Source organism: Curtobacterium sp. BNK-1, from assembly GCF_048685235.1.
Classification (GTDB): Bacteria; Pseudomonadota; Gammaproteobacteria; order Enterobacterales; family Enterobacteriaceae; genus Pantoea; species Pantoea agglomerans.
In genome coordinates this window covers 1,795,617-1,814,757 of record NZ_JBLQTJ010000001.1, presented here as the reverse complement: position 1 = coordinate 1,814,757, position 19,141 = coordinate 1,795,617, and the positions used below count along the sequence as shown (strand labels likewise).

Here is a 19,141-nt window from a genome sequence, read left to right as displayed (position 1 = left end):
TCAACGGGCCTGCTATGCAGGCCCGTTTTATTAAGACTCGGCACTTTTCAGTGCCTGGCGTGGCGCGATAAATTGCTGTCGCCAGGCGCTGGGAGGTAAACCGGTGTCACGGGTGAAAACCACCGAAAAATAGTTACTGTCATCAAAGCCGCAGCGGGCGGCAACCTCACTAATCAGACAATCCTGGGTGCGCAGCAGATATTTTGCCTGACAGAGCTGCAGCTGACGCAGGTAATGACCGATGGTCATCCCGGTCTGCTGACGGAAAAGCTGCCTCAGCGCCCGTTCGCTGAGCTGGTTCTGCTGACAAAACTCCGCGAGATCAAAGGGGCGGGCAATCGCACCCTGTAACGCTGACATCAGCAGATCGAGCTGTTCGCCCTCCGGCAACGCCCAGGGGCGGTCGGCCGCGTAGCCGTGGCGGCGCAGAATCAGCGCCAGCTGTAAAAACAGCGCCTCCGAGAGCTGAACTGAAAGGGGGTCGCTTTTGCGGCTTTCACGCTCCAGCTGGCTGATCACTCCCCGGGCCAGCGCCATCCCTCGCGTGGTCAGCCGCCAGCCGCCTGGCGCATCCGGTCCCTGTTGCGGCAGCAGCTGATTCCAGTCAAGGGCAAGACCAAAGCGATCCCGACAGTAGAGGATGTTATCCAGCACCAGATCGTTAACGCTGTCGTAGCTGTGGCAGTCACTGTCGCGGATATAAAAAACGTCGCCACAGGTAATCAGCCAGGGCCGATCGTTGAGGACGTGCAGGCCATTGCCGCGCCAGACAATCACGATTTCACTGAACTCGTGTCGATGCGGCGGGAAAGAGGGTTGTGGCATCCTTTCGGCGACCGCCACCGGTAGAGTAGTGGCGGGAAAATAGTCATCCCGACTGAGTATCAATGCCATGATTGGCTCCTTTACATCATCTGCTGGCGCTCCGCTCGCGGTGCGCAGCCAAATTCGCGCCTGAACAGGGTTGAGAAATGGTTGCTGTCCCCAAATCCACACTGGAAGGCGATATCGGTAATTCGCATATCACTGTGACGCAGCAGATGACGGGCCTGCAACAGCCGCACACGGTTCAGGTAGCGCTGCGGCGTGCTACCGGTTTGCTGCTTCATTTGCCGATGCAGGGTACGCAGCGACAGGGAGAAGCGGTCAGCCAGTTCATCCCAGATTATCTCATCACTGTAATGCTCACCCAGCCAGTCGAGCAGACGATGCAGCCGCGCCTCCTGATCCTGACTCTGTCCGTCAATGCACGCCTCACGCAACAGCACCAGCAACTGTAAAAAGAGCTGTTCCTGACGCGCCTGTTTTTCCATCGACCAGGTATCATCCGGCTGCATCTGCGCCGCCACACTCAGCGCCTGCGTCATCACCTTTTGATTGATGCGCCAGTGGGAAGCATATTGCCCGTCCTGATCGCAGGGCAGTAAAGCCTGTAACCCGGAGAGAAAGCGAAACGCGCCGGGGCTGCGATAAAGCACGTTGGTCAGGCAAAGATTGTCGGTCTGCTCATAAAGATGACGATCGTGATCGCGCACAAAGCAGACGCAACCGGCGCACAGCGTTTGTGGCTGACCATTAAACACATGAATGCCAGAGCCTTGCTCAACCAGCACAATTTCATGGAAATCATGATGATGTTCCGGGAAGGCGGCCTGGGGTACGCGGGGTTCAATCGCAATGGCGTAATCGCCTTCGGGGAAAAAATCCGCACTGTGCAATATGGTCATGGTCATCTCTCGCTGCTTAACAAAACCGTAACGCAGTCTAATCAGCACGCTCTAACCTTACCTTGAATTTTCAGCCTGACTCAGCAGGAATCATGCTGATTTTTCAAGAAATCCTCAGCAGTTAACAGATTTGCGGCAGGGGTCACATCCTCCTGCCTTTCGTCTCTGTGATCTCTCTCACGAAGTTCTTTGCAAGTCTGCCAGGGCTTATCAGCCGCTGGCACTCCGGGGAAGGTCTTTAACCGGCCAGGTTTTTACTCTGTGACCACTCAATCACAGGGAAAAGTCGCCATGACCAGGAGAAACATTGTTGCTATTGATCTCGGGGCATCCAGCGGGCGGGTCATGCTCGCAAGCTGGGATGCTGCGCAGCGCCAGCTCGCGCTTCGTGAGGTCCGGCGCTTTAAAAATAAGCGCCAGCGTCGTGCCGGTTATGACTGCTGGGATCTGACGATGCTTGAGCAGGAGATACGCGCCGGGCTGGCTCAGTTAGATGAAGAGAAGATTGTGCCAGACAGTATCGGTATCGACACCTGGGGCGTTGATATGGTGCTGCTGGATGCAGAGGGCGAGCCGGTGGGTGAGGCGGTCAGCTACCGCGATGCGCGCACCCACGGCCTGATGGAGCAGGCGCAGCACGAACTGAGCCGCAGTGCCATCTACGCCCGAACCGGCATTCAGTTTCTGCCATTCAATACGCTCTATCAGATGCGTGCCCTGCATCAGCAGCAGCCCGACTGGCAGGCCCGCGTGGCGCATGCGCTGATGATGCCGGACTACCTGCATTATCGCCTGACCGGCAATCTCAACTGGGAATACACCAACGCCACCACCACGCAAATGCTCAATATTCACAGCGGCGAATGGGATCGTGAGCTGCTCGCCTGGGCGGGCGTTGCTCCTGAATGGTTCGGCCAGCCGCAGGCACCGGGCAACACCGTCGGCCACTGGGTCAATAGCGCAGGTGTCCCGGTCCCGGTGATTGCCGTCGCCACCCACGACACCGCCAGCGCGGTTCTGGCAACGCCGCTGATGCAGGACGATGCCGCCTATCTCAGTTCCGGAACCTGGTCGCTGATGGGCTTTGAAAGTTTGCAGCCTTATGCCTGCGATGGTGCGTTACGCGCCAATATCACCAATGAGGGCGGCGCAGAAGGCTACCGCGTACTGAAAAATATCATGGGCTTATGGCTGTTGCAGCGCATCTGCGGCGAACTGCAGATTGACGATCTCAGCGCACTGATTGATCAGACGGCCCGCCAGCCCGCCTGTGTTTCACTGATTAGTCCCAATGATGCGCGCTTCATCAATCCCGACAGTATGGTTAACGAGATTCAGAACGCCTGCGCAGAGCAGGGAATGCCGGTGCCACAATCTGCCGCCGCGCTGGCCCGCTGCATATTTGACAGCCTGGCACTGCTCTATCGCGAGGTGATCCAGGAGCTGGCAGAGCTGCGAGGCAAACCTTTCAGCCAGCTTCACGTGGTAGGGGGCGGCAGTCAGAACCGTTTTCTTAACCAGCTCTGTGCCGATGCCTGCCAGATTCCGGTGCTGGCAGGTCCGGTTGAAGCCTCCACGCTGGGTAACGTTGGTTGCCAGCTGATTGCACTTGGCGAACTGATCGATGTGGCTGATTTCCGCTGCAGCGTCATCAACAACTTCCCACTGGAAAAATTCGAACCGCAAACTCACAGCGTCTTCAGTGCCAGTCAGGCACGCTTCGCGACGCTGAGTCAACCCGCTAAGGAACCCGCTTATGACTAAGCAGATTGAACAGGCTTTTGAACTGGCTAAACAACGCTACGCTGACAATGGAGTTGATGTTGAACAGGCCATTCGCCAGCTGGACGGCATTCCTGTCTCGATGCACTGCTGGCAGGGGGACGATGTCCGGGGCTTTGAGAACCCACAGGGCGCATTGACTGGCGGCATCCAGGCGACCGGCAACTATCCGGGGCGGGCACGCAATGCCAGTGAATTACGCAGCGATATCGACAAGGCGATGTCTCTGATCCCAGGCGCAAAACGTCTGAACCTGCACGCTATCTATCTGGAAAGTGACAAGCCAGTCGATCGGGATGCCATTGAACCTGCCCATTTCGCCAACTGGGTCGCCTGGGCGAAAGGGCACAACTTAGGGCTGGATTTTAACCCCAGCTGCTTCTCGCATCCGATGAGTGCCGACGGTTTTACGCTGTCGCACAGTGATAAAACCGTGCGTCAGTTCTGGATCGATCACTGCAAAGCGAGTCGCCGCATCTCCGCTTCGTTTGGTGAGCAGCTTGGCACGCCGTCAGTGATGAATATCTGGGTGCCGGACGGCATGAAAGATATTACCGTGGATCGCCTGGCCCCGCGTCAGCGTCTGATGAGCGCACTGGATGAGGTCATCTCAGAAAAACTGAACCCGCAGCACCATATCGACGCGGTTGAGAGCAAGCTGTTTGGCATTGGCGCAGAGAGCTACACCGTGGGCTCCAATGAGTTTTATCTCGGTTACGCCGCCAGTCGCCAGACAGCACTATGCCTGGATGCGGGACATTTCCATCCCACCGAAGTGATCTCCGACAAAATTTCCGCCGCGATGCTCTATGTGCCGCGTCTGCTGCTGCACGTCAGCCGCCCGGTGCGCTGGGACAGCGACCATGTGGTGCTGCTGGATGATGAAACTCAGGCGATCGCCAGTGAGATCGTCCGCCATCAGCTGTTCGACAAAGTGCATATCGGACTCGATTTCTTCGACGCCTCTATCAACCGGATTGCCGCCTGGGTTATCGGCACCCGTAACACCAAAAAAGCGCTGCTGCGTGCCCTGCTGGAGCCAACCGATCGTCTGCGCCAGGCCGAGAGCGAGGGCGATTACACCGCGCGGCTGACGCTGCTGGAAGAGCAAAAATCATTGCCATGGCAGGCGGTATGGGAAGCCTGGTGCCTGCGCCATGACGTCCCGGCTGATGCCAGCTGGTTAGGCGACGTCCGTCATTATGAACAACAGATTTTGAGCCAACGTTAAGGATTTCACTATGCAAAGCATTCTTTCTTCCGGGTTTGTTAAGGGAATGGTCAAAGCAACCAGCGATATGTGGCTGAAGGGCTGGGACGAACGTAACGGCGGCAACGTCAGCCTGCGTCTGCGGGAAGAGGAGGTTAAACCTTTTGCCGCTGATTTCTGCCTGCAACCGCGCTGTATTGAGCTGACACAACCTGCGCCGGCGCTGGCGAACGACTGGTTTCTGGTGACCGGGTCAGGAAAATTCATGCGTAATGTCCAGCTTGATCCGGCGGATTGTCTGGCACTGCTGCAGGTCGATGACAAAGGGCTCTCTTATAAAATTCACTGGGGCCTGTCGAATGGCGGTTTGCCCACCTCTGAGCTGGCGTCACACTTTCAGTCTCACGCGGTGCGTAAAGCGGTCAGTAATGGTGCAGACCGGGTAATCATGCACTGTCACGCTACCAACTTTATGGCCTTAAGCTATGTGGTTGAGATGGATTCCGCCCGCTTTACCCGCCTGCTGTGGGAAGGGAGTACCGAATGTCTGGTGGTGTTCCCGGACGGTGTGGGTGTTTTACCCTGGATGGTACCCGGCACCGATGAAATCGGCACCGCGACAGCCGGGCAGATGCAGTCACATACCCTGGTGATGTGGCCATTCCACGGTGTCTTTGGCACGGGCCCGACGCTCGATGAGACTTTTGGTCTGATTGATACGGCGGAGAAATCGTCAGAAGTGATCGTCAAAGTGCTGTCGATGGGCGGTATGCGTCAGAGTATCACCACAGAACAGCTGGTTGCATTGGGTGAGCGATTTGGTGTGAAGCCGTGGCAACCGGCGCTGGATGCAGGGCCTGCTAATGCTGCGTAAAGCCTTTGTGATGCAGGTGAATCCTTATTGCCATGCAGAGTATGAGCGTCGCCACTCACCGATCTGGCCTGAACTGGCCGAAACCCTGAAAGCGCACGGCGCGCATAACTATGCCATCTGGCTGGACGCTGAGCGGCATCTGCTGTTCGCCAGCGTTGAGATTGAATCTGAGGAGCGCTGGAACGCGGTGGCGGAAACGGAGGTCTGTCAGCGCTGGTGGGCATCAATGAAAGATCTGATGCCGTCAAATGAAGATAACAGCCCGATCAGTGAGCCGTTAAAACCGGTTTTCTTTCTGGAATAAAATCGGGAATAAAAGATGAAAAGGGCGGCATCGCCGCCCTGATATTTTTAACGCTTAGCCTGACACAGGCCGGTGAGTGTCGGCCACATCGCCATCAGCGTATCAATAATGCTCTCCAGATCGTCACGCTCAACGCCTTCACGCGCCCGCACCGACATGCCCTGCAGCATACAACTCAGATAACGTGACAGCGCGGGAATGTTTACTGACGCACTCAGTTCGCCACGCTGCTGACGCGCCAGCAGAAAATCTTTTAACACATGCTCCTGCGACTGATGCTGCTGTTGCAGCATGGTGGCAATCTCTGCTGAAGCCGCCGACAGGGCGGTTGAGGTGCAGATAAAGAAACAGCCGCCGGGAGAGTCGCGTTCGGTAAAACAGGCCGCGGTGGCGCGGAAATAGGCTTCAATAGCCCGATCCACCGGTAACTGGTCATCGCCCAATGCCGCTTCACGCCATGCACTGAACTTCTCCACGTAGCGCTCCATCGCCGCGCGAAACAGTCCCTCTTTATTAACAAACTCGGCGTAGAGGGTTGGCGCTTTCGCGCCGGTTGCGGCCACCAGATCGGCCAGAGAAGTTCCCTCGTAACCGTGCGTCCAGAACAGGGTCAGAGCTTTATCGAGCGCTGCTTCGCGATCGAACACTTTTGGTCGGCCGCGGCATTTCTTTACATCGCAATCCTGAACCTGACTCATACACCCTCACTGACAGTAAAACACCCTATTAAATTACCGATCATTATAAAAATGTGCAAGGCCTGGCGTGGATGTCGCCGGCAGGGGTTGCCATTTTGTGCGCCAGCGCATTATTACAGCCCCTTAGGTTAAGTCAGAAAAGAGGCTGAAGCCCATAATCACGCCACTCCGCGAATAAAATAACGCTCATTAAATAAATGTTGACGACAAACCGTATCGGGGTCTATCATTTGTTTAACGGTCATTAATTAAATAGTGACAACCCATTCAGACCAACCGAATTTCAATATTGAATAGAGAGATTATTATGAAAAACATCAAAATCACCCTGGCAGCACTGGCTCTGACTACTCTGACTTTTGGCGCATCTGCCGCTGACCTGGTGACCAGCGAACCTGTTAATCAGCAGCCAGTTGGCACCATCTCTGTACTGGGCGGCACCAATCTGTCTTCTGTTGAAGCGCAGCTGAGTGCTAAAGCGGATGAAGCGGGTGCGAAATCGTTCCGCATCACCTCAACCAGCGGCCAGAACAAACTGCACGGCACGGCTGTGATTTATCAGTAATTTTGGTTTTTCAACAGAATAAGTGAGAAGGGGTTCGTTATGAAAAGTATCAATATGATGGTCGTGGCGGCTGTGCTAAGCGGTCTGTCATTTGCCAGCGTAGCGGCCCAGCAGGTCAGCAGCACACCGCTGGATCAGCAAAAAATCGGTGTCATCAGCGCAACGGGCAGTACTAATCTGCTCTCGCTGGAGCAGCAACTGTCAGAAAAGGCCAGCGATGCAGGGGCAAAGTCTTTCCGCATCACTTCGACCTCTGGCAGCAACAACCTGCATGGCACAGCCGTTCTTTATAGATAAAGTGATCGGTAAATAACCCTGAACAGGCTTCAGATAACCCGCTTATCTGAAGCCTTTTTTATTATCCGTTACTGCGTAACTGTGGATAACGACGGAAGATATAAACACACCAGAGTAACGCCACCAGGCCAATCATCCCGCCGACATTGCCAACTTCCGCCATGCTCAGATGCAGGCTGACCTGATTACCCAGCAGCGCACCCGCGCCGATACCGATATTGTAGATACCGGACATCAGCGACATCGCCACATCCGTGGCATCCGGTGCCAGCGACAGCACTCGCACCTGCATACCCAGTCCGATCATCATCATCGCCATTCCCCAGACAACGCACAGCGTTGAGATAGCCGCAGGGCGAACGGCAGCAAAAATCAGCAGGCCCATGCACAGGGTGATCAGCGCGATGGCCGCAATCAGCAGTCCGGAGGGAAACTTATTACCGAGTGTGCTGAACAGTACGCTACCCACAATGCCCGCAGAGCCAAACAGCAGCAGTAGCAGGGTAGTGAAGTTGCCACTGGAATGGGCCACGGTTTGCATAAAGGGCTCGATATAGCTGTAAGCGGTGTAATGCGCGGTAACGACCAGCGTCACCAGCAGATACATGCTGACCAGCGCCGGACGGCGAAACAGCATCGGCACACTGCTCAGCGAGCCGGTATGTTCACTCGGCAGACGCGGCAGGATGCGCACCAGCATAATCATCAGCACCAGTGCCGAAAGGCCAATCGCGCCGAAGGTCGTACGCCAGCCAAGATACTGACCCACCACGCGGCCAATCGGCACGCCCAGCACCATCGCCAGCGCGGTACCGGTTGCCAGCATACTTAGCGCCTGAGTTTTCTTACCGGCCGGAGCGACGCGAATCGCCAGCGAGGCGGTGATCGACCAGAACACCGCGTGAGACAGGGCGATACCCACGCGTGACACCATCAGCGACCGGAAATCCCAGGCAACGGTAGAAAGAACGTGGCTGACGATAAAGATCAGGAACAACACACCCAGCAGCAGTCGTCGCTCAATATTGCGGGTCAGCAGCATCAGCGGCAGTGAGAGCAGTGCGACCACCCAGGCATAGATGGTCAGCATGATCCCGACGTCAGCCGTCTGCATTGAAAAGTCAGCAGCGATGTCGGATAACAGGCCAACCGGCACAAATTCGGTGGTATTAAATACAAAGGCGGCGATGGCCAGCAATACCACGCGTAGCCAGGCAGTTTTACGTGAAACAGTAGTTGGTTGCATGAGGAGTCAAGTCAGTCAGTACAGCGAATCGGATGCGGCAGAAACATCCAGCGAAAGTGACCTGCGTCACAAATTACTGACCATTGTAGTGAATAAAGCGGGAAGAGAAACCTTATAAACGCCTTTTAATGCTGAAATTTTTTTATCGCCCCATCACAGGGCGATAGCCTGAGGTTATTGACCGCGACGCCGGGCGGGCATCATTCGCAGCAGAGTATTGTCTTTAAGCAGATAGTGATGGAACAGTGCGGCAGCAGCATGCAGTCCGATCAGCCAGTAACCCAGCGGTGCCAGGGTTTCATGCCAGCCAATCAGCATATCCGCCATATCAAAGTCAGGTTCAGGCGCGACCGGCATGCTGATGCCAAACAGCCACCATTCCCGACCTTTAAGATAACGCGATGTCAGGCCGAGGATCGGCAGAGTGATAAACAGGGCATAGAGCAGGGTATGAGTCAGATGTGCCAGCCCGGTTTGCCAGCGCGGCGGAGCGGGAGTAATGGGCGGTGTGCGATGCCGGGTGCGTAAAAAGAGGCGGGCAAGCATCAATACCAGGATGGTCGCGCCGGCGCTGAAATGGGTAATGATCATGGCATAACCCTGCCAGGATCCGCGCTGTGCAAAACCGCGCAGTTCAATGGTGGCGTAGGCCGTCACCACCAGTAAAAAGGTGAGCCAGTGAAGGGCTATCTGAGCGCGCGCAAACTTATCCCGCATTGTGCATTCCATTAAAGAGAATCAGAAAGATTAACATAACGGAAAACAGCGGTAATTCTTAACAAATTAGCGCAGCGGGAAAAATTTTTTTCCCCTTACCAGGTGGATCAGATTAACGCGAAGCCGGGGTGTGCTTCAGGGCCACGCTGAGCTGGGTGGCCTGCTGGTCAACATTTTTGAGTGGACAACAATTTTCACAGCCGATTGCGCCAGCATAATATTTTTTAGCCTGCAGGATGGCGGCATTCACATGGTAAAAACTGCCCAGAAACATACGGTTATCGATGTCGGGAAGATGGGGGCAGCCTGCGGCATGAACCACATGATTATTGTTATATCCTGACTGTTTATTGACGTAGTAGTAGAGAGCCACAGGCGTTCCTTGTTGCCGTGTTAAAAGGCAAAGCAGATGAATTATTACAATAAAAACGATTATAGCGGGAAACCTGCGTTTTGTTTGCTGTGGCTCTGAATAGCGCGTTTATTGTGATAAACCGCCAGGCCCGCAGGAGAAGCCAGGCCTGGCATGAGAAGACATTCTCAGAGTTTTTTACTGTGCAGACGCCAGGCAACCAGTAACGCCAGGATCAGCAGGACGCTGATAAACAGCGTAATCCCGCTCCAGCCAAAGTTATGCCAGAACACGCCACCCAGCGTACCCGCGACGCTGGAACCCACGTAGTAGCTGAACAGGTAGAGCGAAGAAGCCTGGCCTCGTGCCCGGCGCGCCCGGGGGCCAATCCAGCCGCTGGCAACCGCATGGGCGGCAAAAAAACCGGCGGTGAACAGCATCATCCCTGGCAGGATCAGCCAGAGGGAGTTGAAGGCGGTAATCAGCAAACCCAGCAGCATGATGGCGGTAGCACCCAGCATCACAGGACCCCGACCCAACCGGTTGGTCAGCGCGCCCGCCTTAGGCGAACTCCAGGAGCCGGTGAGGTAGACCACTGATAACAGCCCGACCACAGCCTGGCTGAGATGCCAGGGCGCATCCAGTAAACGGTAGCCAATATAGTTAAACAGGGTGACAAAGGCTCCCATCAGCAGGAATCCTTCGGCAAACAGCCAGGGCAGGCCCGGATCGCGCCAGTGCAGCCGGAAGTTAATCAGCAGATTACGCGGACGCAGCGTAATGGGCCGGAAATGGCGCGACGCAGGCAGAATCTTCCAGAACATCAGCGCCGAGGCCAGCGAAAAACAGCCGATTACCGCCACGGCGAGTCGCCATGAGAAGAGGTCAGTCAGCACGCCGCTCAGCAGTCGACCGCTCATCCCGCCTATCGAGTTACCGCTGATATATAACCCCATGGAAAAGGCGACGACCCGTGCATCCATCTCCTCGCTGAGGTAGGTCATGCCGACCGCCGCCACGCCACTCAGCGACAACCCCATCAGCGCCCGCATAATCAGAATGCCGTGCCAGCTGGTCATGGTGGCCGAGACCAGCGTGCAGATGGCGGCCAGCATCAGGGCTGTGACCATCACCGATTTACGACCGATAGCATCAGAGAGCGGCCCGGTGACCAGCAGGCCCAGCGCCATCAGGCCGGTCGAGATGGAGAGTGACAGGCTGCTGGTTGCCGGAGAGATACCAAACTGCTGTGACAGCACCGGCAGAATCGGCTGCACACAGTAGAGCAGGGCAAAGGTCGCCAGCCCGGCGGAGAAAAGCGCCAGCGTCACGCGCATAAACTGTGGCGAATCCCGGCGGATATGACCTGAAGCGGCAACAGACTCTGGCGGCGCAGAGACCGCATTCTCATCCACTGTGACAGCCTGTGTTGAGCGACTCACACATCATCCTCAAATTTAGAAAACCTGTCGTCAGCTTAAGAAAGCGGCATTATGATGTCTAATATATTAATAATCTCAAATGAGACGTTTAAGATATGAATATCGAACTGCGTCATCTGCGCTACTTTGTTGCGGTGGCGGAAGAATTACATTTCGGGCGGGCGGCCCAGCGTCTGAACATTTCTCAGCCGCCGCTCAGCCAGCAGATTATTCAGCTGGAAACAGAAACGGGCGCAAGGCTGTTCAATCGCACTAACCGCAGCGTGCAGCTTACCGCTGCCGGACAGCAGCTGCTGAGTGACGCCCGCGCGATTCTGTTGCAGGTCGAGCAGGCGGCCGATCGCGCCGCCCGGCTGCATCGTGGTGAAGAGGGGGAGCTGCGGATTGGCTTTACCTCCTCGGCCCCGTTTACCGCCGTGGTCTCTGACGCGCTATTCCGGTTTCGTCAGCGCTGGCCGCAGGTACATATTCAGATGCAGGAGATTAATACCCGCCAGCAGCTCGCACCGCTTCATGATGGACGGCTCGATCTTGGCGTGATGCGCAACACGCCGCTGCCCGCCGATCTGCGTCATCAGCTGCTGCTGAGTGAGCCGCTTTATGCCGTGGTGCATAAGGCGCATCCGCTGGCTGACGCCGATAAAATCTCTGTCACTGCCCTGGCGGCGGAACCCTTTGTATTCTTTGACCCTCAGGGCGGAACCGCGCTCTACAGCGATATTCTGGCGCTGCTGCACCGCTACCATATCAAGCCCTTTATTACTCAGGAAGTGGGTGAGGCGATGACCATCCTTGGGCTGGTGGCAACCGGGTTAGGCGTCTCCATTCTGCCTGCCTCATTTCGTCGGGCGCGGCTGGCCGATCTGGTCTGGTTGCCCTTAACGGAAGAGGATGCCATTTCAGAGCTGTGGCTGGTCTGGTCAGCCGGACGCGAAATAAATGCGCAGATGGAAAACATGATGGCGTTGCTGCGGCGAAACCGGCCCTGATGCGCGGGCAACACCGCATCAATCTGTGCGATAAATCACATTTCTAATCAAATATTTGACGCTGTCGCCGGATCTGGCTCACCATGGCGCATGTTTATTTAGAAGCGCGAAAATAACCGGGAGCAGGGTTGTGAATCCGGACAGTCAACCTGGCCACATTGACCAGATCAAGCAGACTAATGCAGGTGTCGTATATCGATTAATTGACCGTTATGGTCCCATTTCGCGTATCGAACTTTCCCGCCGTGCCCAGCTTGCTCCGGCCAGCATTACCAAAATTGTGCGTGAAATGCTGGACGCACATTTAGTGCAGGAGACCGAGTTTCAGGATCCCGGCAGTCGTGGTCGTCCGGCGATAGGCCTGATACTGGATACCGACGCCTGGCACTATCTGGCTATTCGCCTGCATCGCGGCGCCATGACGTTTACGCTGCGCGATCTCAGCAGCAAGGAACTGGTGGAAGAGAGCCTGCCGCTGCCTGATGAGTCTGCACAGCCGTTACTTACCGCGCTGATTGAACAGGTTGATGCCTTCTTTATTCGTCATCAGAAGAAGCTGGAACGCCTTACGGCCATTGCCATTACATTGCCAGGGCTGATCAACGCCGCGTCAGGTGTGGTGCATCGGCTACCGGGTTATGAGGTGCGCGATATGCCGCTGGGCGATGCGCTGGCGGCGCGAACCGGCTTACCGGTGTTTGTGCAGCACGATATTTCAGCCTGGACGCTGGCGGAGTCGCTGTTTGGTGCCTCACGTGGGGCGCAGGATGTGATTCAGATTGTGATTGATGAAACCGTGGGAGCCGGGGTGATCAGTGGCGGTCAGCTGCTGCATAAAAGTGGCAGGGCGCTGGTCGAGATCGGGCATACTCAGATCGACCCGTATGGTCAGCAGTGCTACTGCGGTAATCATGGCTGTCTGGAGACCGTGGCCAGCACCGGCAGTCTGCTGGCGCTGGCGGCGCAGCGTCTGCCGGCCCAGCCCGACAGCCTGCTCAATAATCAGCCGCTGACGCTTGAGTCGCTGTGCGCGGCGGCGCAGTCTGGCGACCGTCTGGCGCGCGACACCATCGCCAGCGTGGGTCATCATGTTGGCCGGATTCTGGCGATGATGGTCAACATCTTCAATCCTCAACATATTCTTATCGGTTCCCCCCTGAATGCCGCCGCGGATGTGCTGTTTCCGGCCGTGAGCAACACCATTCTGCAGCAATCACTCCCGGCCTACAGCGCGAGTATCCAGCTGGCACCTACCGAATTTAGCGAGCCGGGAACGTTAGGCGGCGCAGCCCTGATCAAAGACGCGCTCTATAACGGACACCTGTTAGTGAAACTGTTGCAAGGTTAAGCGGGCCTAATCTTGCGCTAACGCAATCTGTTCTCATCCTCCATTCCTTAAAATGCCGGTTCGCAGCAAGGTTAATCACCGATTAACCACAAAGGTTCGAGAGGAGAAGTTGAGTGAACAGACTATTTGTTACCGGCACTGACACCGCAGTGGGCAAAACGGTGGTGTCACGCGCCCTGTTACAAAGTTTTATCCAGGCCAGGCTCAGTGCCGTCGGGTACAAGCCCGTCGCGCGCTGCGCGGTCAAAACCGCTGACGGCCTGCGTAACAAAGATGCACAGGTTCTGCAAAGCGCTTCATCCATCGATTTGCCCTATCAGGCGATCAATCCGCTGGCCTTTCAGGAAGAGGAGATCTGCACCCATCCGAGCCAGATCATTGATTACGCATTGCTGACACAGGGCTTAAGCAGCCTGACGGAGCAGGCCGATCGCGTGGTCGTGGAGGGCACTGGCGGCTGGCGCAGCCTGATGAACGACGGACGTCCGCTCTCCTGCTGGGTCGTTGAGCAGCAGCTGCCGGTGGTGCTGGTGGTCGGCATCCAGTCGGGCTGTATCAGTCACGCCCTGTTAACAGCAGAAGCGATAGCGCAGGATGGACTGCCACTGGTGGGCTGGGTGGCCAATCGCATCAATCCGGGACTGGCGCAGTACAGCGATATTATTGAGATTCTGCGTGAAAAAATTAGTGCGCCGCTGCTGGGCGAGCTGCCTTATCTGCCGCGTGCAGAACAGCGCGATTTGACGCCTTACATCGATATTTCTCTGCTGGAGCAGAACAATCTGCACGCTGTGAGTGCAAAGATCGCCTGATTATGAAACAAACTAAGTCATCTGAGTCGGCAATGAGCCTAAAGTTTCAGGCTTGTTGTCGGCTGTCTTTAACTATTTCCATTTAGAATTGAAAGACCTGGCTCGGATATTGCGAAATCGTGGCGTCATGGCGCAGAAAATGCATTAACTCCGCTTATCACACTGAGCTGGAGCCCCATCATGTCGCACTCGCACGAGAAAGGTTTGTTATATGGGCTTGAAGCCCGCATTGGCCCCGCCCCGGCGTTTTTCGCCGCACTGCAACATCTGCTGGCCAGCGTGGTGGGAATCATCACGCCGCCGCTGATTATTGGCTCCGTTCTGGGGTTGCAGGCCTATATTCCTTATCTGATCAGCATGTCATTGTTCGTTTCCGGCTTAGGCACGTTTATGCAGGCCAGACGCTTTTATGGCATCGGGGCGGGTATGATCTGTCTGCAGGGCACCAGCTTCGCGTTTCTGGGGGTGATCCTCTCGGGTGGTCTGATGGTGAAAGGGCGCGGTGGTTCGCCGGAAGAGATTATGGCGATGCTGTTTGGCTGTAACCTGGTGGCGGCGTTGATTCCGATTCTGATTAGCCGCTGCGTTGGCTCGCTGCGCAAAGTGCTGACGCCGGTGGTGACCGGTACGGTGATCACCCTGATTGGCATCAGCCTGATAAAAGTCAGCATTACCGACTGGGCGGGCGGGCACAACGCCACAGATTTTGGATCGCCGGGAAATCTGGCGCTGGGGGCGCTGACGTTGCTGGTGATCGTGGCGCTGAACCGCTCGCGAAATCGCTGGGCTCGGCTGGTGGCGGTGGTGGCCGGAATCGCGGTGGGATGCGTTGCCGCGGCCTTGACCGGTCATCTGCAACTTAATGTTGCGCCGGAGAGCAACTGGCTGGTGCTGCCCGCGTTCTTCCGGTTTGGTTTTGCCTTTGACTGGACCATTTTCCTGCCGATCGCGCTGGTGTCAGTGATTGCGGTGATTGAAGCCGTCGGTGACCTTACCGCTAACTGCCTGATTTCACAGCAGCCGATCACCGGCAAACCTTTTCAGCAGCGGTTGCAGGGTGGCATTGTCGCCGACGGCCTGAGCTGTGTGCTGGCAGCGGTCTTCTCCGCCTTTCCCAACACCACGTTTGCGCAGAACAATGGCGTTATCCAGATGACCGGCGTCGCCAGCCGTTACGTCGGTATGCTGCTGGGAATCATGCTGGCGCTGCTGGGGCTGTTTCCCTTTATTGGCTCCCTGTTGCAGCAGATCCCGCCGCCGGTGCTGGGCGGGGCGACAATCGTGATGTTTGGCAGCGTGGTTGCTGCGGGCATCCGTGTGATGACCCAGACGCCGCTGGGTCGCCGCGAGATGCTGATTGTGGCGATCGCTTTTGGTATTGGTCTGGGCGTGGAGGCGGTGCCGGATGTGCTGAAGCAGTTCCCGCCGCTGATTAACAGTCTGTTTGGTCATGCGGTGACGACCGGCGGTATTCTGGCGATTGTGCTGAACATGGTGCTGCCGGACGAGGCGCCTGTGGTGGAAGAGGTGGAGGCGGAAACGCTGACGGAGAGCTAAAAAGCAGAAGAGCCGATGTATCTCTCACATACGGCTCAAAAATCCAAAGCGATGGGAGCATATGCCTGTATCAAAGCATCGCGGACCAGGGATGGGCCGCGCTGAGCATGCCATGGATGGCATCTTTTGCGTCTTTGCTACAGGCGTATGCTCCCTGAGCTACTACCTGAATTGACAGACAGGACAGGCCGTGACTTAACTGGCTTTAAGATGGAGTCTGCGAAGGGAACAGGGTCAGATCGGAAAGTCGCAAAAGCCGCCATCCGTGGCACGCTCGGCCCGCGCAATTACGCACCTCATCCCTGAGGTGCGCCCGTACCGGGCCAACGCGTTGCGTTGTTCAAAAACGCTCCCGGCGTTTTTGTCCATGGCGCGGGACGCTTTCCTCCTCTGACCCGGTTCCCTGCGCGTTAAGCTTGTTTGTTGCTGTCTGATTTACCCAGGCTTGGGTATATCTGCTTATATCTGCTGTTTTAATGGGCCGGTAAGACCCATTTAGGTGACGAAATTATGGATTCAGACGACGGCGGGTACGACCAGAACTGAGGTAATCCGCAATATAATCCTGCGAAATCTCACCGCTGTAGCGACCCTCTTCATCGACAATCGGCATCCAGACCGTGTTGTGCTCATAGAGTTTTGACAGCACCACGCGCAGGTTCTCTTCCGCTTTACCGGTGACCTTAAAGGTGTGCAGTCGCTCTTCACAGCGGCCACTGACGTTACGCGCCTCGCGACGCTTCACGAAGCCCAGCGGTTTGCCATCCTCATCGACCACGGTAATCGACCGCATATCGTTCTCATCCATGGTGCCAAAGGCTTCTTCCAGCGGAGTAGAGCGGCGGACGGTGATGGTCGGCTGCTGGTCAGTCACATCGCCCGCCTGCACCAGTAACAGGCGCTTAAGCGTACGGTCCTGACCCACAAACGAGCCGACAAACTCATTGGCAGGGGTCGCCAGCAGTTCATCCGGGCTGGCGCACTGCACGATTTTACCCTGACCAAATACCGCAATGCGATCGCCGAGCTTCAGTGCCTCGTCAATATCGTGGCTCACCAGCATCACGGTTTTTTTCAGCTGACGCTGCATGTCGAGAAACTCGTTCTGGATCACTTCGCGGTTAATCGGGTCAACGGCGCCAAACGGCTCATCCATCAGCAGCACCGGTGGATCCGCCGCCAGGGCACGAATCACCCCGATACGCTGCTGCTGACCGCCTGACATCTCACGCGGATAGCGATGCAGGAATTTGGTGGGATCCAGCGCAACCATGCTCATCAGCTCGGTAGCCCGCTCGTGGCACTGCTTTTTGTTCCAGCCCAGCATGCGTGGCACGACGGTAATGTTCTCTTCGATGGTCATGTTGGGGAACAGACCAATCTGCTGGATAACATAGCCAATGTTGCGACGCAGGGTGGTGGTGTCCTGCGTACTGGTATCTTCGCCATTAATCAGGATCCGGCCACTGGTGGCGGGAATCAGGCGGTTAATCATCTTCAGCGTGGTGGTTTTCCCGCAGCCCGAGGGTCCCAGCAGCACGCACATCTCACCGGCTGGCACGTGCAGGCTGACGTTATCGACGGCTTTATTGGTCGTGCCGTTTTTCTGTGTAAAGGTTTTCGTCAGGTTTTCCAGCGTAATCATTATCGAATCCCCTTTGGAGTCAGCGCCTGCTGCAAACGGTGCAGCAGCCAGTCAAGAAAAATAGCCAGCAGACAGATCATCAATGCCCCGGCAATTAACATACGAATATCACTGCCGCTGATACCATCCAGCAGCAGCTGGCCCAGACCGCCCGCGCCAATCACGGCGGCAATCGCCATGACGCCAACGTTCATCACCACGGCGGTACGGATGCCACCGAAGATCACCGGCAGCGCCATCGGGATTTCAACCCAGCGCAGGCGCTGCCAGAACGTCATGCCGATACCACGCCCCGCCTCACGCAGGCCGTCCGGCAGATTCTCCAGTGCGGTGTGGGTGTTTCGGACAATCGGCAGCAGCGAGTAGAGGAATACGGCGGTAATCGCCGGCAGCGCGCCAATGCCCTGACCGATGAGTGAAAACAGCGGGATCATCAGACCAAACAGCGCAATGGTGGGAATAGTCAGCACTACGGTGGCGATACCGAGAATCGGCGTTGCCAGCCATCTTACACGCACGATCAGAATGCCAAGCGGCACGCCAATCACAATTGCCAGTCCGACCGCGACCAGCACCAGCCAGCTGTGCTGCCAGCTCAGGGTGAGCAGGGTGCTCCAGTTATCCATGATGTAGTGAAGGGTATTCACAGTGCCTCCTTACAGCATGTTTTTGGATTTTAGGAAATCACGCGCCACGGTTTCCGGTGACTGGTGATCGATATCGACCCGCTTGTTCAGCTCTGTTATCGCCTCATCGGTGATCTGCGCAGAAAGCTGATTAAGCGCGGTATCCAGCCCCGGATGACTCGCCAGCACATCCTGACGCACAACCGGCGTCACGTTGTAGCTCGGGAAGAAGTGCTTATCATCCTCCAGTACTTTCATGTTGAAGCCCTTAACCCGGCCATCAGTGGTGTAGATCAGACCGGCATCCACGAATCCGTCGCGAATCGCGTTATAGACCAGACCCGGGTCCATCTGGCGGATCTGCGGGCGATCCAGCGTCAGGTTGTAGGTTTTCTGCAGCGGCTTCATGCCGTCTGAACGACCCGAGAACTCCAGGTCCAGACCCAGTCGCCAGTTATGATCCGGGTCGGTTTTACGCACCTGCTCAATCTTCGCAACCAGCTGCGACATGGTGCTGATGCCCTCTTTTTCGGCCCGTTCACGGGTCATGGCAAAGGCATAGGTGTTGTTCATTGGTGCCGGGTTAAGCCAGACCAGCCCCAGTCTGGCATCCAGCTTTTTCACCGTCTCATACGCCTGCTGTGAAGACATCGGCTGGTTGATATGGTTAAAGATGATCAGCGAGGTGCCGGTATATTCCCAGACCATATCAATCTGCTTATTCAGCAGCGCATTACGGCCAATGGTGGTGGCGATATTGCGTTTAGGCACCACCTCGAAGCCTTTCTTCTGCAGCCAGAGCACCGTCATTGCTGACAGGATATGCTGCTCGGTAAAACTTTTGGTCGCCATCACCAGCGGTGCAGCAGCCTGTGCCGTCTGGCTTAACAGCAGTGTCGCGGTCAGCGCGACAACGCTTTTCTTAATCCAACGCGTTAGCATTGCAAAGC

Annotated in this window: 20 protein-coding genes; 10 read left to right on the top strand and 10 right to left on the bottom strand. The window is 56.3% G+C overall.

The window, feature by feature from the left end:
• Window positions 1–30: 30 nt before the first annotated feature.
• Both rhaR and rhaS read right to left on the bottom strand, forming a co-directional pair.
• Window positions 31–894, bottom strand: coding sequence for an HTH-type transcriptional activator RhaR (rhaR, locus tag ACMGGP_RS08640; protein ID WP_010244749.1), 864 nt, complete (start codon window positions 892–894; stop codon window positions 31–33).
• Between the two features lie 11 nt (window positions 895–905).
• Window positions 906–1,775, bottom strand: coding sequence for an HTH-type transcriptional activator RhaS (gene rhaS / locus ACMGGP_RS08635; RefSeq protein ID WP_498798363.1), 870 nt, complete (start codon window positions 1,773–1,775; stop codon window positions 906–908).
• 243 nt (window positions 1,776–2,018) lie between these two features.
• Between rhaS and rhaB the strand changes: the two genes are divergently transcribed.
• From rhaB to rhaM, 4 genes are read left to right on the top strand one after another with little or no spacing between them, the layout of a single operon-like run.
• A complete protein-coding gene (gene rhaB, locus ACMGGP_RS08630; RefSeq protein WP_061703934.1) occupies window positions 2,019–3,491 on the top strand; it encodes a rhamnulokinase in 1,473 nt (490 codons plus the stop codon).
• Window positions 3,484–4,740, top strand: coding sequence for an L-rhamnose isomerase (locus ACMGGP_RS08625; protein ID WP_498798362.1), 1,257 nt, complete (start codon window positions 3,484–3,486; stop codon window positions 4,738–4,740). The genes rhaB and ACMGGP_RS08625 overlap by 8 nt, the downstream gene beginning before the upstream one ends.
• A gap of 10 nt (window positions 4,741–4,750) precedes the next feature.
• The gene (gene rhaD / locus ACMGGP_RS08620; protein WP_191913889.1) at window positions 4,751–5,593 is read left to right on the top strand and encodes a rhamnulose-1-phosphate aldolase; all 843 of its coding nucleotides are present in this window, start codon (window positions 4,751–4,753) and stop codon (window positions 5,591–5,593) included.
• A complete protein-coding gene (rhaM, locus tag ACMGGP_RS08615) occupies window positions 5,583–5,897 on the top strand; it encodes an L-rhamnose mutarotase (RefSeq protein ID WP_010244762.1) in 315 nt (104 codons plus the stop codon). Before rhaD ends, rhaM begins: the two co-directional genes overlap by 11 nt.
• 47 nt (window positions 5,898–5,944) lie before the next feature.
• On the opposite strand, the gene ACMGGP_RS08610 is transcribed toward rhaM, so the two are convergent.
• A complete protein-coding gene (locus tag ACMGGP_RS08610; RefSeq protein WP_010244765.1) occupies window positions 5,945–6,595 on the bottom strand; it encodes a TetR/AcrR family transcriptional regulator in 651 nt (216 codons plus the stop codon).
• Between the two features lie 307 nt (window positions 6,596–6,902).
• Here ACMGGP_RS08610 and bhsA (ACMGGP_RS08605) point away from each other — a divergent pair, with 307 nt between their 5' ends.
• Window positions 6,903–7,160: a multiple stress resistance protein BhsA gene (gene bhsA / locus ACMGGP_RS08605; RefSeq protein WP_010244768.1), complete on the top strand. Its 258-nt coding sequence runs from the start codon at window positions 6,903–6,905 to the stop codon at window positions 7,158–7,160.
• A 39-nt stretch (window positions 7,161–7,199) separates the two neighbouring features.
• Window positions 7,200–7,457, top strand: coding sequence for a multiple stress resistance protein BhsA (gene bhsA, locus ACMGGP_RS08600; RefSeq protein ID WP_010670183.1), 258 nt, complete (start codon window positions 7,200–7,202; stop codon window positions 7,455–7,457).
• Between the two features lie 61 nt (window positions 7,458–7,518).
• Here the strand turns inward: bhsA (ACMGGP_RS08600) and ACMGGP_RS08595 are convergent, their stop codons facing one another.
• From ACMGGP_RS08595 to ynfM, 4 genes are all read right to left on the bottom strand, one after another.
• Window positions 7,519–8,703: a sugar transporter gene (locus ACMGGP_RS08595; RefSeq protein ID WP_010244774.1), complete on the bottom strand. Its 1,185-nt coding sequence runs from the start codon at window positions 8,701–8,703 to the stop codon at window positions 7,519–7,521.
• Between the two features lie 174 nt (window positions 8,704–8,877).
• Window positions 8,878–9,420 carry a cytochrome b561 gene (gene cybB, locus ACMGGP_RS08590; protein WP_010244777.1) on the bottom strand — a complete coding sequence of 181 codons (543 nt, stop codon included), beginning with the start codon at window positions 9,418–9,420 and terminating at the stop codon, window positions 8,878–8,880.
• A 112-nt stretch (window positions 9,421–9,532) separates the two neighbouring features.
• A complete protein-coding gene (locus ACMGGP_RS08585; protein WP_010244780.1) occupies window positions 9,533–9,793 on the bottom strand; it encodes a hypothetical protein in 261 nt (86 codons plus the stop codon).
• A 167-nt stretch (window positions 9,794–9,960) separates the two neighbouring features.
• A complete protein-coding gene (ynfM, locus tag ACMGGP_RS08580; protein ID WP_033767304.1) occupies window positions 9,961–11,214 on the bottom strand; it encodes a multidrug efflux MFS transporter YnfM/SxtP(Kp) in 1,254 nt (417 codons plus the stop codon).
• Between the two features lie 95 nt (window positions 11,215–11,309).
• Here ynfM and ACMGGP_RS08575 point away from each other — a divergent pair, with 95 nt between their 5' ends.
• From ACMGGP_RS08575 to ACMGGP_RS08560, 4 genes are all read left to right on the top strand, one after another.
• Window positions 11,310–12,203 (top strand): LysR family transcriptional regulator, encoded by an 894-nt coding sequence (locus tag ACMGGP_RS08575; protein WP_010670180.1) that lies wholly within the window; start codon window positions 11,310–11,312, stop codon window positions 12,201–12,203.
• Between the two features lie 130 nt (window positions 12,204–12,333).
• A complete protein-coding gene (mlc, locus tag ACMGGP_RS08570; RefSeq protein WP_010244790.1) occupies window positions 12,334–13,551 on the top strand; it encodes a sugar metabolism global transcriptional regulator Mlc in 1,218 nt (405 codons plus the stop codon).
• 113 nt (window positions 13,552–13,664) lie between these two features.
• A complete protein-coding gene (bioD, locus tag ACMGGP_RS08565) occupies window positions 13,665–14,363 on the top strand; it encodes a dethiobiotin synthase (RefSeq protein WP_010244793.1) in 699 nt (232 codons plus the stop codon).
• A gap of 180 nt (window positions 14,364–14,543) precedes the next feature.
• On the top strand, window positions 14,544–15,920 hold the full coding sequence (locus tag ACMGGP_RS08560) for a nucleobase:cation symporter-2 family protein (RefSeq protein WP_010670178.1): 1,377 nt from the start codon (window positions 14,544–14,546) through the stop codon (window positions 15,918–15,920).
• A 508-nt stretch (window positions 15,921–16,428) separates the two neighbouring features.
• Here ACMGGP_RS08560 and osmV read toward each other — a convergent pair.
• From osmV to ACMGGP_RS08545, 3 genes are read right to left on the bottom strand one after another with little or no spacing between them, the layout of a single operon-like run.
• On the bottom strand, window positions 16,429–17,565 hold the full coding sequence (osmV, locus tag ACMGGP_RS08555) for an osmoprotectant ABC transporter ATP-binding protein OsmV (protein ID WP_010244799.1): 1,137 nt from the start codon (window positions 17,563–17,565) through the stop codon (window positions 16,429–16,431).
• A complete protein-coding gene (osmW, locus tag ACMGGP_RS08550) occupies window positions 17,565–18,212 on the bottom strand; it encodes an osmoprotectant ABC transporter permease OsmW (RefSeq protein WP_498798361.1) in 648 nt (215 codons plus the stop codon). Before osmW ends, osmV begins: the two co-directional genes overlap by 1 nt.
• 9 nt (window positions 18,213–18,221) lie before the next feature.
• On the bottom strand, window positions 18,222–19,133 hold the full coding sequence (locus ACMGGP_RS08545) for a glycine betaine ABC transporter substrate-binding protein (RefSeq protein WP_010670177.1): 912 nt from the start codon (window positions 19,131–19,133) through the stop codon (window positions 18,222–18,224).
• Window positions 19,134–19,141: the final 8 nt, after the last annotated feature.

Excerpts from the sequence above, each read along its gene's own strand:
- ACMGGP_RS08545 (WP_010670177.1), bottom strand. The coding sequence starts at position 19,133 with ATGCTAACGCGTTGGATTAAGAAAAGCGTTGTCGCGCTGACCGCGACA.
- rhaR (WP_010244749.1), bottom strand. The coding sequence starts at position 894 with ATGGCATTGATACTCAGTCGGGATGACTATTTTCCCGCCACTACTCTA.
- rhaM (WP_010244762.1), top strand. The coding sequence starts at position 5,583 with ATGCTGCGTAAAGCCTTTGTGATGCAGGTGAATCCTTATTGCCATGCA.
- bhsA (WP_010670183.1), top strand. The coding sequence starts at position 7,200 with ATGAAAAGTATCAATATGATGGTCGTGGCGGCTGTGCTAAGCGGTCTG.
- osmV (WP_010244799.1), bottom strand. The coding sequence starts at position 17,565 with ATGATTACGCTGGAAAACCTGACGAAAACCTTTACACAGAAAAACGGC.
- bhsA (WP_010244768.1), top strand. The coding sequence starts at position 6,903 with ATGAAAAACATCAAAATCACCCTGGCAGCACTGGCTCTGACTACTCTG.
- cybB (WP_010244777.1), bottom strand. The coding sequence starts at position 9,420 with ATGCGGGATAAGTTTGCGCGCGCTCAGATAGCCCTTCACTGGCTCACC.
- ACMGGP_RS08625 (WP_498798362.1), top strand. The coding sequence starts at position 3,484 with ATGACTAAGCAGATTGAACAGGCTTTTGAACTGGCTAAACAACGCTAC.
- rhaB (WP_061703934.1), top strand. The coding sequence starts at position 2,019 with ATGACCAGGAGAAACATTGTTGCTATTGATCTCGGGGCATCCAGCGGG.
- ACMGGP_RS08610 (WP_010244765.1), bottom strand. The coding sequence starts at position 6,595 with ATGAGTCAGGTTCAGGATTGCGATGTAAAGAAATGCCGCGGCCGACCA.
- rhaD (WP_191913889.1), top strand. The coding sequence starts at position 4,751 with ATGCAAAGCATTCTTTCTTCCGGGTTTGTTAAGGGAATGGTCAAAGCA.
- ACMGGP_RS08560 (WP_010670178.1), top strand. The coding sequence starts at position 14,544 with ATGTCGCACTCGCACGAGAAAGGTTTGTTATATGGGCTTGAAGCCCGC.
- ACMGGP_RS08595 (WP_010244774.1), bottom strand. The coding sequence starts at position 8,703 with ATGCAACCAACTACTGTTTCACGTAAAACTGCCTGGCTACGCGTGGTA.
- ACMGGP_RS08575 (WP_010670180.1), top strand. The coding sequence starts at position 11,310 with ATGAATATCGAACTGCGTCATCTGCGCTACTTTGTTGCGGTGGCGGAA.